Consider the following 14,091-nt stretch of genomic DNA (forward strand, 5'->3'; position numbering starts at 1 on the left):
GCATCATCGGTATGACAACGTTCGGTGAATCTGCACCGGCAGAGCAACTGTTCGAAATGTTTGGTTTCACGGTAGAAAACGTAGTGAACACAGCAAAAGAGCTGCTAGCTTAATCGCTTAGTACTATCAGTTTTCTCTATTGCGAATTTGAAAACTGAAAAGCCCCGCTTCGGCGGGGCTTTATTTTAGCTATCTATTTTCAGCAACGTTTCCAAATATCTATGTCGAATTACTTCTCTTCAAACTGGTTGGCCAGTCGATAGAAGTCTTGCACTTGCTCTTTTAACTGCCTGCTGTTTTGCTCCACAGAATACGTCGCGGCTAAGTTCTGCTCCGCTGTTGAGGCAATAGAGTGGATGTGTTGATTCACATCGCTCGACAGTTGCAACTGCTTATTCGCTGACTCAGCAACATTAACCATTAAACCACTCATGGTTTGCATCATTTGCTCCACCTCTGACAAACGCAGTGCACTCTGTTCAGCGACTTTTGAACACGTATCGGTCTGATCTTTATTCGCAATGATGTCTTTCTGCCATCCTTGAATCGTCATTAACATCGCTTCGATCGATGTCTTAATTTGCTCTGTGGCATTCGAAGTACGGCCAGAGAGCGCTCTCACCTCATCTGCGACAACAGCAAAGCCACGACCTTGTTCACCGGCTCTCGCAGCTTCAATCGCGGCATTAAGAGCCAGCAAGTTTGTCTGATCAGCAATACCACCAATCTCTTCCATTAACTTGCTGACCTGGTGTGCCTGATCACTCAATTGGTACGTCGTCTCTGTTGCTTTTTCTGCTTGCTCGCTTAACTGAGTTAAATTGCTATGCGTTTGATCGATGGTATCTTTCGCCAGCAAACAAGACTTGAGGGTGTCATCGATCAGTAAGTGCGCATCATGCGTGCTAGAAGAGACCGAATTTGCAGATGATTCCATCGCCTCTGTCGCATCGCGCACTTGTCGAATATCTTTACTTTGCTGATCTAATGCATCAGCAACTTCTGTCATCGTATTACTCAAATCCTCCGAGCAATGCTGTAAGGGTACCGCTGAATCTGTCATACGCCCCAAAACCGTTCGTATGCGGGCAGACAACATCTTGATGTGAAAATCCGCGATAGAAAATGAAGTGTTACCTGAATAAACTAAACGGCTAATGCTGTCATATTGCGACTGAAGCTTTTTGAATTGTTGTGGCGTATCGAATAACTCTTGACGAAACAGCAATGCGAGCACCCCTGCTGGTAGCAAGCTTGCTAACCATGCTAAAGGGCCCTCCGCTGACATCGCATAACCGGTAACAGGTGCTGATAATGACCCAATTAAGATAGCGTAACGTAGAGTTTCGTTGATCTTGAATGACCAAGCTCGACCTGACTTTTCCGCCTTTAATAAGCCTTGATATGCCTTAGACGCAATATCAACCCATTCACGTTTAGGTTTGACACGCACAGACTGATAACCGATGATTCGGCTGCCTTCATAGATAGGCGTAACATAGGCGTCAACCCAATAGAACCTTCCAGATTTGGTGCGATTTTTCACCAAACCTCGCCATGCTTTGCCTTGCTTTAGCCGCGCCCACATATCGTCAAATGCCGCTTTGGGCATATCTCCGTGGCGTACGATATTATGGTGCTGCCCTAACAACTCTTCTTTAGTGTATTCAGCAATGTTGCAAAAGGTATCGTTGCAGTAGGTGATCACACCCTCTAGGTTGGTGGTCGTGACAAGCTGCTCGCTCTCACCTACGAAGACTTCATGAGCTATATTAGAAAGTTTTACTGACATAGATAAGACTTCACTTATTATTATTTACTTAGTGCATGCTGTATACATTAAGGCTGTTTTGATTACAAATCAGCTAATAAAAAATGCCAAACTTGCAACATATATCGACCCATTAAATTATAAAATCATCAATAATTGAGAAGCGTTCATATTGAGCTAATAAGAAAAGTTACGCCCACTCAGATTGCTGCTTGCTGTTCGCGTTTACGATAAATATCGCTATTACCAAAAGAACAAAAGGAAGAACATACAAGTTAAGGTTTTGCCAGCCAACTGTCGATTCCAGCCAACCGGATAGTAATGCGGTGACGGTGACACAGCTAAACACCAAGAACTCATTGAATGCTTGCGCTTTACTTTTGTTCTTCACTTCGTAGCTTTGGCTAAACAAACTCGTCGCTGCAATAAACATAAAATTCCAACCTACACCTAGCAAAATCAAAGCAATACTAAAGTGCCAAATTGACACGCCGTGCCTATTGATCGCGATACAGACAATGAATAACATACTGCCAGCTATAATCATCTTCTTCGCGCCAAACTGTTCAATCAATCGACCAGTGAAAAAAGCTGGAACAAACATTCCCAATACATGCCATTCGATTACACCTGCTGCTCTGGTGAAATCAAATCCACAACCAATCATGGCAAGTGGCGTCGCGGTCATCAAAATGTTCATCACCGCATAAGCCACCATTGCTGCTAATACTGCGATCATGAAGTTGGGGCGGCGCACGATAATTTTGAGCGGATCGGATTTCACATGAATATTTTGGGTGTGGGCTGCAGGAAACCGAATGGTTTGCAGCAAAATAAGCGCAGTAATATACAACACAATCAAAACAGCGAACGCGCTGGTGTACAAGCCATCTGTTGACCAATTTTGGGAATAGACGGCTAAATTCGGTCCTAGAACAGCAGCCAATACACCACCCGCCATTGAGATTGAAATAGCTCGGTGCCTTACTGACTCATCACACACTTCAATAGCAGCAAATCGATAGAGCGTACCAAACCCAATCCCAACACCTAACAGGAAGGTGGAAGCACAAAATAGCGAGAAGTTTTGCAGAGTAAGAGCATAGGTCGCTAACGATGCTCCAATAACCCCAATAATATTGCCGACACTAAAGCCCAGCCTCCGCCCTAGCTTACCCATAATCAAAGAAGCAGGAATTGTTGCGGACATCAAACCAAGAAACTGTAACGCCACAGGCAGCGTAATCAGACTGGATGAAGGCGCAATTTGCTTACCGATTAGAGCGATAACGGAAATCAATAGGATATTTCCTGTCATCAGTAAAGCTTGGCAAAGCGATAAAAGCCATACGTTTCTATTCATCTCATTCCTTGAGTATTTTCTAGTTTCTACAACACCTTAATGGATTGGTTGCTAAAATACATGAGATATTCAACCGTAATAACTCACTCCTATTTCGACGACTATAAGTGGTTCAAACATTAAAAAGCCAGCGTGCTGCTGGCTTTTTCTTAATATTGGAAACTTAGGCGCTATCTTGTGCGACGCGCTTTCACTGCATCAGATAGCTGACGTAAAACCGTTTCAGTATCGTCCCATCCGATACATGCATCTGTAATTGATTGACCATACGTATCCGCTTTACCATCGATAAGATCTTGTCTTCCTTCAACGAGGTGAGATTCTATCATGACACCAAAAATCGCATCTTCCCCAGCAGATAGCTGCTCAGACACATCATCAGATACCAGCATTTGACGCTTGAATTGCTTCGAGCTATTCGCATGGCTAAAGTCGATCATAACTTTCTTTGGTAAACCAGCCGCTTCTAGCTCATCTTTGATCAGTGCAACATGAGAAGCACTATAGTTTGGCTCTTTTCCGCCACGAAGAATAATGTGACAGTCAGGGTTTCCAGCCGTTTCTACGATGGCAGAATGACCGTATTTCGTCACTGATAAGAAATGGTGGGAAGCACTCGCTGAACGAATCGCATCACTTGCAATTTTGATGTTACCGTCAGTACCGTTCTTAAAGCCAACAGGACAAGATAAACCTGATGCTAACTCACGGTGCACTTGAGATTCAGTGGTACGAGCACCGATGGCCCCCCAGCTAATCAAATCCGCAACGTACTGAGGCGTGATCATATCAAGGAACTCACTTGCAGTAGGAAGCCCCATGTCCGTCAGGTCAAGCAGCAGCTTGCGTCCTATACGAAGACCGTCATTTAGCTTAAAGGTGTCATTCAAATACGGATCGTTAATAAGCCCTTTCCAACCGACAGTCGTTCGCGGTTTCTCAAAGTACACTCGCATTACGATTTCTAGCTGGTCACTAAGCTCGTCACGTAATACCTTTAGTTTCTTCCCGTATTCTACTGCCGCTTCTGGATCATGGATCGAGCACGGACCGACGATGACAAGCAACCGGTCATCCTTACCTTCCAAAATATTATGAATTGAGTTTCGGCATTCAAAAGTGGTCGAAGAAGCGGTTTCAGTTGCCGGGAATTTCTCTAGCACCGCTACCGGTGGCAATAACTCTTTTACTTTATTAATTCTTACATCATCAGTTTGAAACATTACTTCTACTTCCTGGTTGCGTTCTCTAACCCAGTATTTTTACCCAACGTTATTCACTTCAACATTGTTCACAAAACAAGTAATAAAAGGGCTCTAGGTTCATCTAGTTGTGTTGGTTTAAACACGTTATCGGCTTACCACCACAGTTTCAATCACTTTTTCAAAAAAAATGCAAACCGGAACAGCCGTTTACATAAAACTTCGGTGTAAAACATCGTTTACGGAAAAAGTTCAAAATAATCATGCATTTTCTAAAAACTTTAAAAATCTTGTCTACAATGTAAGAAATATCAGAAGTTTGTGGGAGATAGTGAGACGAAAAGTGTATTGAATTCTAAGCTATTGTTGCTTAATGTTAGGTAATAGCTATATGAAACTGATATCTTATAACTACTCGTTTTCAAAAATTTTAAAGACAAAGTAGAAGTTAATATGCAATCAATACAAGGAAAGATTATGAAGAAAGTAGCAATTGCAGTAGCAGCAGTGGTAGCCAGTGGTAGCGCTTTAATGAACTCTGCTTCAGCTGAAATGTACGTTGGGGGCAAGGTAGGCATGACTACGCTAGGTGATGCCTGCTACCTAAACAGCCCTTGTGATGATGACTCTTTTGGTGTTGGGCTACACATCGGTTACGATTTCACCGATATTATCGGTTTAGAATATGGTGTTGATTGGCTAGGTCACTATAAGGCTAATTTTAAATCTGGCAACGTTGTTAATATCATCGACGGTCGTCTTGCCGCACTAACGCTTGCGCCTAAATTCAACTGGCACCTCAACGATACTTGGAACTTGTTTGCAAAAATCGGTGGCGCTTACATGATGTCTGGTGACGAAAAAGACTTTGTTCCAACAGGTTCGTTGGGTGCAGAGTATGACATCGATCGTAATTGGAGTGTAAGAGCTGAATACCAACGCTATCACGATATGACAGATGATACCTGGAAGAATATGGACGCAAACTTCTTCGGTATTGGTGTTAACTATAAGTTCGCAGCAGCACCTGTGGCAGCCGCAGTAGTCACAGAAGAAGTGGTTCAAGAAGCTGTAGTGCTAACGAAAACGCACAAAGAAGAGTACGGCACAGGAACGTTCGAATTCAACAGCGCTAAGCTCACTAACGAAGTATCTGAACGCCTAAACAACTTCGTAAACTTCTTGAATGAATACCCACAAGCTAAAGTTGAAATCACAGGTTACACAGATAGCTCAGGTCCAGCAGCATACAACCTAAAACTGTCTGAGCGTCGTGCTCAAGCAGTTGCCGACTATCTCATTGCTGCAGGTATTGATGCAGATCGCTTTACAGTAAAAGGCATGGGTGAAGAAGATCCAGTCGCTGACAACAGCACTCCAGAAGGTCGTGAGAAAAACCGTCGTGTCGAAGTTGTTGTTCCTGAGTTCCAATACGAAGAAGTTGAATACCAAGAAACAATTAAAACAACTGTACAATAATTAATTAGAACTACGTTCTAAACTCTAAGGGATGGCTCGCCATCCCTTTTGTTTGCTTCAAATTATGCTTTCCTACTAACTTTCAGCGTTCTTACCGCCTTTTTCTCCCCCATCATTCAAATCACTGTTGCGCTTGGGTTCTCTAATAATACAATCCAATTAAATTCTACATTAAGTGATACACAACGAACCTCCAAGCGATTGGCTCTGTGAGAATGATTCGGTTATCAAGCAAGGTAACAATTTGAAGACTGAGTGAATCTAAAAAATGGTGTTAACAAAATATGTAGGCCAAGACAACTCGACATTTGAGGGCATGTCACTTGGGTATACATCGTTACTCACAAACACAAACCGCACGTTAGTTAAAGGTGCGGTGACAAAAATGATTTAAAACTGATGGTTATAAAAGAATAAACAAGCCGATATAGTGATCTACAAGCAACGTCACAAATAGAGCAAGGAGGTGGTAGATAGAGAACTTAAACGTATCTATCGCGCTGTTAGATTCTGGGGAGAACTTAAGCTTCCAAGCGTGGTAAACGAATCCGGCATTAAGTAAGAGTGATGAGAATAAGTAAACCGAACCAGCCATACCAACCAAAACAGGCAATATACAAACTAAGGCAAGCAACACGGTATAAAGCAGAATCGATGTTTTGGTGTATTCGACACCGTGCGTAACGGGCAACATTGGGATCTCAACTTTTCGGTAATCCTCTACCCGATGAATCGCCAACGCCCAAAAATGAGGGGGCGTCCAAATAAAAATAATCATCACCAACAACCAAGCATTGGCATGAAGCTCTCCTGTCACAGCCGTCCACCCCAAAAGCGGTGGCATGGCACCAGCTATCCCAGCTATCACGATATTTTGTGGGGTAGCTCGTTTTAAATACATGGTGTAGATCACCGCATACCCCAGCAAACTAAGAAATGTCATCCACGCCGTAGGTGCATTGACAAACACATAGAGTACAGAGAAACCAAAAAGGCCTAAGCTAGTCGCAAAAATACTGACGGAAGTGGGGTTGAGTTCACCTGATGGTAGTGGGCGGTTATGCGTCCTAGCCATACGAGCATCAATACGTCTATCTATCAAATGATTAAATGCTGCAGCAGAACCCGCCATTAAGCCAATACCCATTAAACCAAATATGGCTTGTAGCCAAGGAAAAGAAGCGACCGGAGCTAAACTCATTCCAACAATGGCTGTAATTAACATGAGCGCCACAACCTTCGGCTTAGTTAGCTTCAAGTACGCTGACCCCATCTTCTTACGACTTTCTAGTGATAGCGCAATTTCTTTACTCATAGCGAACTCCTTTCGCTTTATCATTCCAACAAGCCTTTCCCTGCCACAGATAAAATTGGCTGATGCAAACTAAACTCAGCATCACCGCTGCACCGATATTATGCGCAACAGCAATAAAAATGGGTAACTGAAAGAGCACGTTGCTCACACCAAGTAGGATTTGACAAACCAGTGTAAAACACAGCCATTTGCCGATTTTCTGTAGGTACTGAGATCCTTGTTGCAGCAATACATAGCAATATGTCAATACGACAGCAGTCGTCACGATCGCACCAATACGATGCGTTATATGAATCGTCATTCGCGCAGGATAATCCAACACCCCAAACTCATAGCTATCAAATCCTGATTGCCAAAAAGAAAATGCCTCTTTCCACGACAGATAACTTATCCAATTTCCTTCACAGATGGGTAATGTTGTACACATTAGCGCAGCATAATTAGATGATGTCCATCCCCCTAATAACACCTGACTGAACACGACACCAAAAGTCACGATTGAGAGCACGCGAACTATTTTTGACGAGGGTGGAAAATCGACGTTATTCTGTGATGCTAACTGACACAAAAACACCATTTGTAGTGCTAAAAGCGTAAAACCACCGATTAAATGAAGCATAACGATAGCTGGCATAAGCTTAAGGGTCACTGTCCACATACCAAGCGCAGCCTGCCCTATCACCAATAGGCACAACAAGATTGGAATAGTGGCGTCGACTTGTTTAGCTCTCGCTGAGGCTATTGCTATAACAAGAATGACAAGCCCTAGCGTACCAGCAAAATAGCGATGAATCATTTCTAACCATGCTTTATCTTGCTCAACCGCACGTTCAGGAAACGAGGCGTTCGCTTTCAACACTTCAGCTTCTGATTGTGGTACCAACAATTGTCCATAACAACCCGGCCAATCTGGGCAACCGAGACCCGCATCAGCTAGACGGGTATATGCGCCTAACATGATCACCACTAGCGTAAGGCATAAACTGATTTTAACCAGTCGTATCAATGTCATGAACTTCCCCCCTACCCAACTCGAGACAATTTCAATAATTTTCGTAGATCTGCCAGCATATCTTTACTGAGTGCCACTAGGTCTTCATTAGGCTGAGAGGTGTAAGACATGACCAATTGCCCTAATGGATCAACAATTAACACTTGTCCCTGGTGCACTTTAGCTGATAAAGCGTCATTCATTTGCATCACGGCCATTGTTCCCCCTACAGAGCCCGATCGTTGAGATGTCCAAATGACTGGCACGACACGCTCTTGATACTTACCTAGCGCGATATGACTTTGCTGCATTAAATGGAGTTGTTGCTGACACTGTTCCCTGCACTCCGCTGGCAAGACATAAGCCAGTTGCCAACCTCTCTCCACCAAAGGCGATGCTTGCCCAAGTTGACCTAACGTAGTGTAAGGCTCAATCAACTGACCTCTATTTGTCACTCCGGTCTTATACCAACCTTGGCTAAGCACTAATTTTGCCATGACCGCCGGAAATGCGAATAAACAAACCAACGAAATCAGAACAATTCGCCCTTTAGTTACTGCTGATGTCATGCTTCACCTCCATGTGACGCTCTGTTTCTTATCGATCGAACAAAAATAATCACCGAAATAAGTAAGAAAACACTAGCCATAGAAAACCACTGAAACGAGTAACCGAAGTGTTTAGAACTCGTTAGTGGTACGGGATTCCACGGAAAGGGATACGGCCAGTTATCTAAATTGTCGGGCTGAAAAATCGTTGGCATCAACTCTCTATCCAATAACTGACTTAACTGGTTAATATTGAGGTTCTGCACACGAATGACATCTCTCATCTCCGCCATCAAGGCGGAACTCAAGGGGTTAGTCGACTTGCGATATAAACGTCCGGTGACAGTGAGTGGTCTAGCGAGAGCACTAACATTCGGCAACAATGACCGTGTTCTTTCCCCTTGAACAAACCCCAGCTCTAAGAGTGTCAGTATCGCTGGATCTTGACTCAAAGAAACAACTTGAAATGCGAGATAACCCACTTTACCTTCAAACGTCTGATTATCTAGTAGAATAAGTGGCAAAGATTCCGGTTTGATCTCTGCTTTGACCTTTATCCCCATCACATTTTCTTCACGCCAATCGTTAGTATCCAATACCGTCGATATGTCCTGATAAGGGGCATCCGATCTGGCTAAAATTGACTGCTCTAGAAGTCGTTTCTGATGCCCACGCTCGAGTTGCCAAAAACCCAGTTTGACCAAAAGAGAAAACACAGCCACAGTTAAACAAACAGCTAACCACACCCACTTCGATAACCATAACGACGAACCTGGAGGTGCTATGTCCACCGTATTTCTGTTCAAATTAACGCTGGTTCTTTTGCTGCTATTCATCATTTTCAACCTCGCAAAAGCACTAATCGAAATGGTTCGAGAAGATCCAGACAATGCTGAGAAAAAAGTTAAACCAATGAGCCACTATCTAGGTCGTCGTGTCATGTTTTCTGCCTTGGTGGTCATACTTCTTCTTATCGCATTAAGCACCGGGATGATTACGCCGAACCCTCGCCCTTACTAGCTTTACAGCACATAGACGAACACAAATAAACATAGCCAGACCACATCCACGAAGTGCCAATACCAACTGCCTGCTTGAAACGCAAAATGATCTTTTGGAGAGAAGTGATCTTTGGCGATTCTAAACAACAATACAATCAGGAAAATGGTACCGAGACACACATGCAAACCATGAAAACCCGTCAGCATAAAGAAGGTGTTGCCGTAGATCCCTGATTGTAGAGTTAGATTCATTTCTTCATATGCATGCCCATATTCCACAACCTGGTAATACAAAAAGAAACAAGCCAGTACGATGGTGATTTCTAACCAGACAATGAGTGCTGTACGATGGTTTTTTTCCAAACTCACATGTGCCATGTGTAACGTAACTGAAGACAATAGCAGGATAATCGTATTGGTTAGAGGTATACCGTCCCAAGGCATTGCCTGAGTAATATCACCTGCAGGCGTCATCGTTAAAGGCCATATTGCTTCAAAATTAGGCCACAGCACCTCATGGGTCATAAAATTGTTGTCAGCCCCACCCAACCAAGGCACCGAAATCATTCTTGCGTAAAACAGCGCTCCAAAAAATGCCCCAAAAAACATCACTTCAGAAAAAATGAACCAACTCATTCCTTGACGAAAAGAGCGCGTTATTTGAGCATTATATTTCCCGGTAAGCGATTCTGTAATCACGTTGCTGAACCACCTCGCCACAATGTAAAGTAGAAATATCACACCAAACGTTAGAATAATGACACCTAAGGTTCCAATCGCACTCTCAGTTTGGGTTCCTTGGACAGTCAATCCAGCGCCTACGGCCACTAAGAAAAGGGCAAATGCGCAAACAATGGGCCAGTTGCTTTGGGCCGGGACATAGTACGTTTCAGGCTTGTTGCTCATTGATTCTCTCCTTGCAGAGGCTTATTGGCCTGTATCTCGCTCCTTGAGAGGCTAACAACTGACGAATCGCCCGATTGAGGAGAAAGCTTGTAGAGTGTGTAAGACAGCGTCAACGTGTGAATCGAGTTCGGCACGTCGGGTTCGATATAGAAGATCAAAGGCATGCTTGCTTGCTGCTTACCATCTAGGGGTTGTTGATTAAAGCAAAAACATTCGATTTTATTGAAATACGCTGCGCCAGTACCGGGGGAGACAGAAGGCACCGCTTGTCCAACCAAGTTCTGGTCACTTTGATTAAAAGCAAGATATTCGGTCTGAACCACTTCCCCCGGATGCACATCCATAGAGAGCACTTTCGGTTTGAACTCCCATGGCATATCAGGGCTCACATGTGCCATGAATTCAACGCGAATGGTACGGCTGATGTCTGGTTGCATACCTATCGGCTGTATCGAGGCGACATCACTGGTTTTACCGTTGATTCCGAGCGCATCGCACATAATGTCGTAAAGAGGAACCAGAGCAAAACCAAAACCAAACATCAATGCCGTTGCCAATAACAGCTTGATTGTCAGTCTTTTGTTGGATGATTTGGATTGCATCTCAATCACCTCGAATGTCCATTAATCGATTTTAGGGGGCGTTGTAAATGTGTGGTACGGCGCTGGGCTTTGTACCGTCCATTCTAATCCTTCCGCACGTTCCCACGGTTTCGCTGATGCTTTTTCACCACCACGAATACATTTGATCACCAACCACAAAAAGATCAGCTGTGACAAGCCAAAGGCAAAACCGCCAATTGAGACTATTTGATTCACATCCGCAAACTGAATCGCATAATCAGGAATACGTCTTGGCATACCTGCCAACCCTAAAAAGTGCATTGGGAAAAACAGCACGTTCACCGAAATCACTGAACACCAGAAATGCCAGAGACTCAGTTTTTGGTCATACATATGCCCTGTCCATTTGGGCAGCCAGTAGTAAACGGCAGCCATGATGGAGAACACTGCGCCGGAGACCAGTACATAGTGGAAATGCGCGACCACAAAATAGGTATCGTGATACTGGAAATCTGCGGGTACTATCGCAAGCATCAAGCCTGAGAAACCACCAATGGTAAACAATACGATAAAAGCAATGGCAAATAGCATTGGCGTTTCAAATGTCAACGCGCCTCTCCACATGGTTGCCACCCAATTGAAGACCTTCACTCCGGTGGGCACTGCAATCAACATGGTGCAATACATAAAGAAGAGCTCTGCAAATACCGGCATCCCCGTCGTGAACATATGGTGAGCCCAAACAAGGAATGAGAGCAGTGCGATACTACAAGTGGCGTAAACCATAGAGTGGTAGCCAAAAAGTTTCTTACCGCTGAAAGCCGGAATGATGGCCGAGATAATACCAAACGATGGTAAAATCATAATGTATACCTCTGGGTGACCAAAGAACCAGAAAATATGCTGGAACATCACTGGGTCACCGCCACCCGCGGCATCAAAGAAGCTGGTTCCAAAGTATTTATCGGTCAATACCATGGTAACTGCCCCAGCCAACACGGGCATTACGGCGATGAGTAAGAATGCCGTAATCAACCATGTCCAAACGAACATTGGCAGCTTAAACCAAGTCATACCGGGCGCTCGCATGTTGACGATGGTCACGATCACGTTGATGGCACCCATTATCGAACTAATACCCATTATATGCACAGAGAAAACAAATAACGCAGTACTATCTGGCCCGTAAGTTGTTGAAAGTGGTGCATAGAAGGTCCAGCCAAAATCAGGACCTCCACCAGGTAAGAACAATGAGCCAATCAAAATGAGGAAGGCAAAAGGTAAAATCCAGAAACTCAGATTATTCATGCGTGGCAGTGCCATATCAGGAGCACCAATCATCATTGGGATCATCCAGTTAGCAAGGCCAGTAAAAGCAGGCATGACCGCACCAAACACCATCACTAAACCGTGAACTGTAGTCATCTGGTTAAAGAACTGAGGGTCTACTAACTGTAAGCCCGGTTGAAATAGCTCTGCACGAATGACCATTGCCATCGCGCCACCAGTGAGAAACATGGCAAAGCTAAACCAAAGATAGAGTGTGCCGATATCTTTGTGGTTTGTTGAATAGATCCAACGAGCAATACCCTTTGGTGCATGATCATGGTCGTGGCTGTCATCAATAGCAATAGTGGTATTCGCACTGGTTTGCGCTTCTACAGGCGCTGACTTTACCGCTTTTTCAAATGACTTGCTCATATCTCCTCCTTGGCAGTTTCTTGCGCCTTAAAGGTATTAACGTCCGATGCTTGAATGGTATCACCTGTGTCATTACCCCACGCATTACGTTGGTAAGTAATCACCGCTGCGATTTCTTGGTCGCTTAATTGGTTCGCAAAAGCTTGCATTGCGGTGCCTGCCCGGCCATTGACGATCACATCGATGTGAGTATCAACTTCACCTTGAGCAATGGCACTGCCTTTTATTGCAGGAAATGCACCAGGAATACCCTCACCATTCGCTTGATGACACACTGCACAACGTGCCGTGTAGATAGATTCTCCTTGTGCCATCAGGTCACCCATCGATAAGTCTTGAGATAGGGCCTCCTGAGCTGCGGCTTTTTGCAATGCCATCTCTTCTTTCTTTCCTGACAACCATTGGTCAAATTCTTCTTCAACCATCGCGTGAACAACAACCGGCATAAAGCCATGCGCACGACCACAGAGTTCTGCACACTGGCCGCGATAAACACCAGGCTTATCAATCTTGGTCCATGCTTCGTTAATAAAACCGGGGATCGTGTCTTTCTTCACTGCAAAATCGGGAACCCACCAAGAGTGAATTACATCATCAGATGTCATTAAGAAGCGCACTTTACGGTTAATGGGCAACACGAGTGGGTTGTCTACTTCAAGTAGGTAGTGCGCTCCTTTTGCTTCAATTCCATCGATTTCTTTCTGGCTAGTTGCGAGTAAGCTGAAGAACTCAACATCCTCACCAAAATAACTGTAATGCCACTTCCATTGTGATCCCGTTATTTTTACCGTGAGATCCGATTGGCTGGTATCTTCCATCGCCACCAGCGTTTTTGTCGCAGGAATAGCCATTGCGATGAGGATAATGACGGGAATAACGGTCCAGATAATTTCCACTTTTGTGCTTTCATGGAAATTCGCGGCAACTGCTCCTTTTGATTTACGGTGGCGGATGATGGAATAGAACATAACGCCAAAAACTACTAAGGCAATAGCGCAACAGATATAAAAGATAAGCATATGCAATTCAAACACTTGCTCACTTATTGCGGTAACGCCTTTTGTCATGTTGTAATCATTCTGCTCTGACCAAGCGCACGATGAAAATGTGATAAAAATCACATTCGTTACTATGGCTAGAGTAGTTGCTAATCTTTTCAAAAGATCTCTCCTCTGCTCAGCCGCTGCGCTTACGCGAGCTTCCTTGCTTCCCAATGCAAATATCGAACAAACTTACTAAAATTCATAAAAA

Annotated in this window: 13 protein-coding genes; 2 read left to right on the plus strand and 11 right to left on the minus strand. The window is 44.1% G+C overall.

Going from position 1 to position 14,091, the window contains the following annotated elements:
• Window positions 1–229: 229 nt before the first annotated feature.
• The 3 genes from AK965_RS02600 to aroG all read right to left on the minus strand — a co-directional run bounded on the left by AK965_RS02600 (window position 230) and on the right by aroG (window position 4,357).
• The gene (locus AK965_RS02600) at window positions 230–1,792 is read right to left on the minus strand and encodes a PAS domain-containing methyl-accepting chemotaxis protein (protein ID WP_099078147.1); all 1,563 of its coding nucleotides are present in this window, start codon (window positions 1,790–1,792) and stop codon (window positions 230–232) included.
• 169 nt (window positions 1,793–1,961) lie between these two features.
• Window positions 1,962–3,134 (minus strand): MFS transporter, encoded by a 1,173-nt coding sequence (locus AK965_RS02605; protein ID WP_099078148.1) that lies wholly within the window; start codon window positions 3,132–3,134, stop codon window positions 1,962–1,964.
• Between the two features lie 170 nt (window positions 3,135–3,304).
• Window positions 3,305–4,357 carry a 3-deoxy-7-phosphoheptulonate synthase AroG gene (aroG, locus tag AK965_RS02610; protein ID WP_099078149.1) on the minus strand — a complete coding sequence of 351 codons (1,053 nt, stop codon included), beginning with the start codon at window positions 4,355–4,357 and terminating at the stop codon, window positions 3,305–3,307.
• Window positions 4,358–4,813: 456 nt separating this feature from the next.
• On the opposite strand from aroG, the gene AK965_RS02615 reads away from it, so the two are divergent.
• Window positions 4,814–5,815, plus strand: coding sequence for an OmpA family protein (locus tag AK965_RS02615; protein ID WP_099078150.1), 1,002 nt, complete (start codon window positions 4,814–4,816; stop codon window positions 5,813–5,815).
• Between the two features lie 403 nt (window positions 5,816–6,218).
• Here AK965_RS02615 and cyoE read toward each other — a convergent pair whose 3' ends face one another.
• From cyoE to AK965_RS02635, 4 genes are read right to left on the minus strand one after another with little or no spacing between them, the layout of a single operon-like run.
• Window positions 6,219–7,130, minus strand: coding sequence for a heme o synthase (gene cyoE / locus AK965_RS02620; RefSeq protein WP_099078151.1), 912 nt, complete (start codon window positions 7,128–7,130; stop codon window positions 6,219–6,221).
• Window positions 7,123–8,142, minus strand: coding sequence for a heme A synthase (locus AK965_RS02625; protein ID WP_099078152.1), 1,020 nt, complete (start codon window positions 8,140–8,142; stop codon window positions 7,123–7,125). The genes cyoE and AK965_RS02625 overlap by 8 nt, the downstream gene beginning before the upstream one ends.
• 11 nt (window positions 8,143–8,153) lie before the next feature.
• A complete protein-coding gene (locus AK965_RS02630; protein WP_099078153.1) occupies window positions 8,154–8,690 on the minus strand; it encodes a cytochrome oxidase biogenesis cluster protein in 537 nt (178 codons plus the stop codon).
• Window positions 8,687–9,454, minus strand: coding sequence for an SURF1 family protein (locus AK965_RS02635; RefSeq protein WP_099078346.1), 768 nt, complete (start codon window positions 9,452–9,454; stop codon window positions 8,687–8,689). The genes AK965_RS02630 and AK965_RS02635 overlap by 4 nt, the downstream gene beginning before the upstream one ends.
• Between AK965_RS02635 and AK965_RS02640 the strand changes: the two genes are divergently transcribed.
• A complete protein-coding gene (locus AK965_RS02640) occupies window positions 9,453–9,689 on the plus strand; it encodes a DUF2909 family protein (RefSeq protein WP_172438048.1) in 237 nt (78 codons plus the stop codon). The genes AK965_RS02635 and AK965_RS02640 overlap by 2 nt on opposite strands.
• Before the next feature lie 2 nt (window positions 9,690–9,691).
• Here the strand turns inward: AK965_RS02640 and AK965_RS02645 are convergent, their stop codons facing one another.
• Genes AK965_RS02645 through coxB form a run of 4 tightly spaced genes read right to left on the minus strand, consistent with a single transcriptional unit; the run spans window position 9,692 to window position 14,000 of the window.
• Entirely contained in the window at window positions 9,692–10,576 is an 885-nt protein-coding gene (locus AK965_RS02645; protein ID WP_099078154.1) for a cytochrome c oxidase subunit 3, read from the minus strand.
• Window positions 10,573–11,178 (minus strand): cytochrome c oxidase assembly protein, encoded by a 606-nt coding sequence (locus tag AK965_RS02650; RefSeq protein ID WP_099078155.1) that lies wholly within the window; start codon window positions 11,176–11,178, stop codon window positions 10,573–10,575. Before AK965_RS02650 ends, AK965_RS02645 begins: the two co-directional genes overlap by 4 nt.
• A 21-nt stretch (window positions 11,179–11,199) precedes the next feature.
• Window positions 11,200–12,840, minus strand: a complete 1,641-nt coding sequence (ctaD, locus tag AK965_RS02655) for a cytochrome c oxidase subunit I (protein WP_099078156.1) — start codon at window positions 12,838–12,840, stop codon at window positions 11,200–11,202.
• Entirely contained in the window at window positions 12,837–14,000 is a 1,164-nt protein-coding gene (gene coxB, locus AK965_RS02660; protein WP_099078157.1) for a cytochrome c oxidase subunit II, read from the minus strand. The genes ctaD and coxB overlap by 4 nt, the downstream gene beginning before the upstream one ends.
• Window positions 14,001–14,091 lie beyond the last annotated feature (91 nt).

It is taken from the genome of Vibrio sp. PID17_43 (assembly GCF_002608565.1).
Classification (GTDB): domain Bacteria; phylum Pseudomonadota; class Gammaproteobacteria; order Enterobacterales; family Vibrionaceae; genus Vibrio.

Coding starts and splice junctions, on each gene's coding strand:
- AK965_RS02600 (WP_099078147.1), bottom strand. CDS start 1,792: ATGTCAGTAAAACTTTCTAATATAGCTCATGAAGTCTTCGTAGGTGAG.
- AK965_RS02605 (WP_099078148.1), bottom strand. CDS start 3,134: ATGAATAGAAACGTATGGCTTTTATCGCTTTGCCAAGCTTTACTGATG.
- aroG (WP_099078149.1), bottom strand. CDS start 4,357: ATGTTTCAAACTGATGATGTAAGAATTAATAAAGTAAAAGAGTTATTG.
- AK965_RS02615 (WP_099078150.1), top strand. CDS start 4,814: ATGAAGAAAGTAGCAATTGCAGTAGCAGCAGTGGTAGCCAGTGGTAGC.
- cyoE (WP_099078151.1), bottom strand. CDS start 7,130: ATGAGTAAAGAAATTGCGCTATCACTAGAAAGTCGTAAGAAGATGGGG.
- AK965_RS02625 (WP_099078152.1), bottom strand. CDS start 8,142: ATGACATTGATACGACTGGTTAAAATCAGTTTATGCCTTACGCTAGTG.
- AK965_RS02630 (WP_099078153.1), bottom strand. CDS start 8,690: ATGACATCAGCAGTAACTAAAGGGCGAATTGTTCTGATTTCGTTGGTT.
- AK965_RS02640 (WP_172438048.1), top strand. CDS start 9,453: ATGTCCACCGTATTTCTGTTCAAATTAACGCTGGTTCTTTTGCTGCTA.
- AK965_RS02645 (WP_099078154.1), bottom strand. CDS start 10,576: ATGAGCAACAAGCCTGAAACGTACTATGTCCCGGCCCAAAGCAACTGG.
- AK965_RS02650 (WP_099078155.1), bottom strand. CDS start 11,178: ATGCAATCCAAATCATCCAACAAAAGACTGACAATCAAGCTGTTATTG.
- ctaD (WP_099078156.1), bottom strand. CDS start 12,840: ATGAGCAAGTCATTTGAAAAAGCGGTAAAGTCAGCGCCTGTAGAAGCG.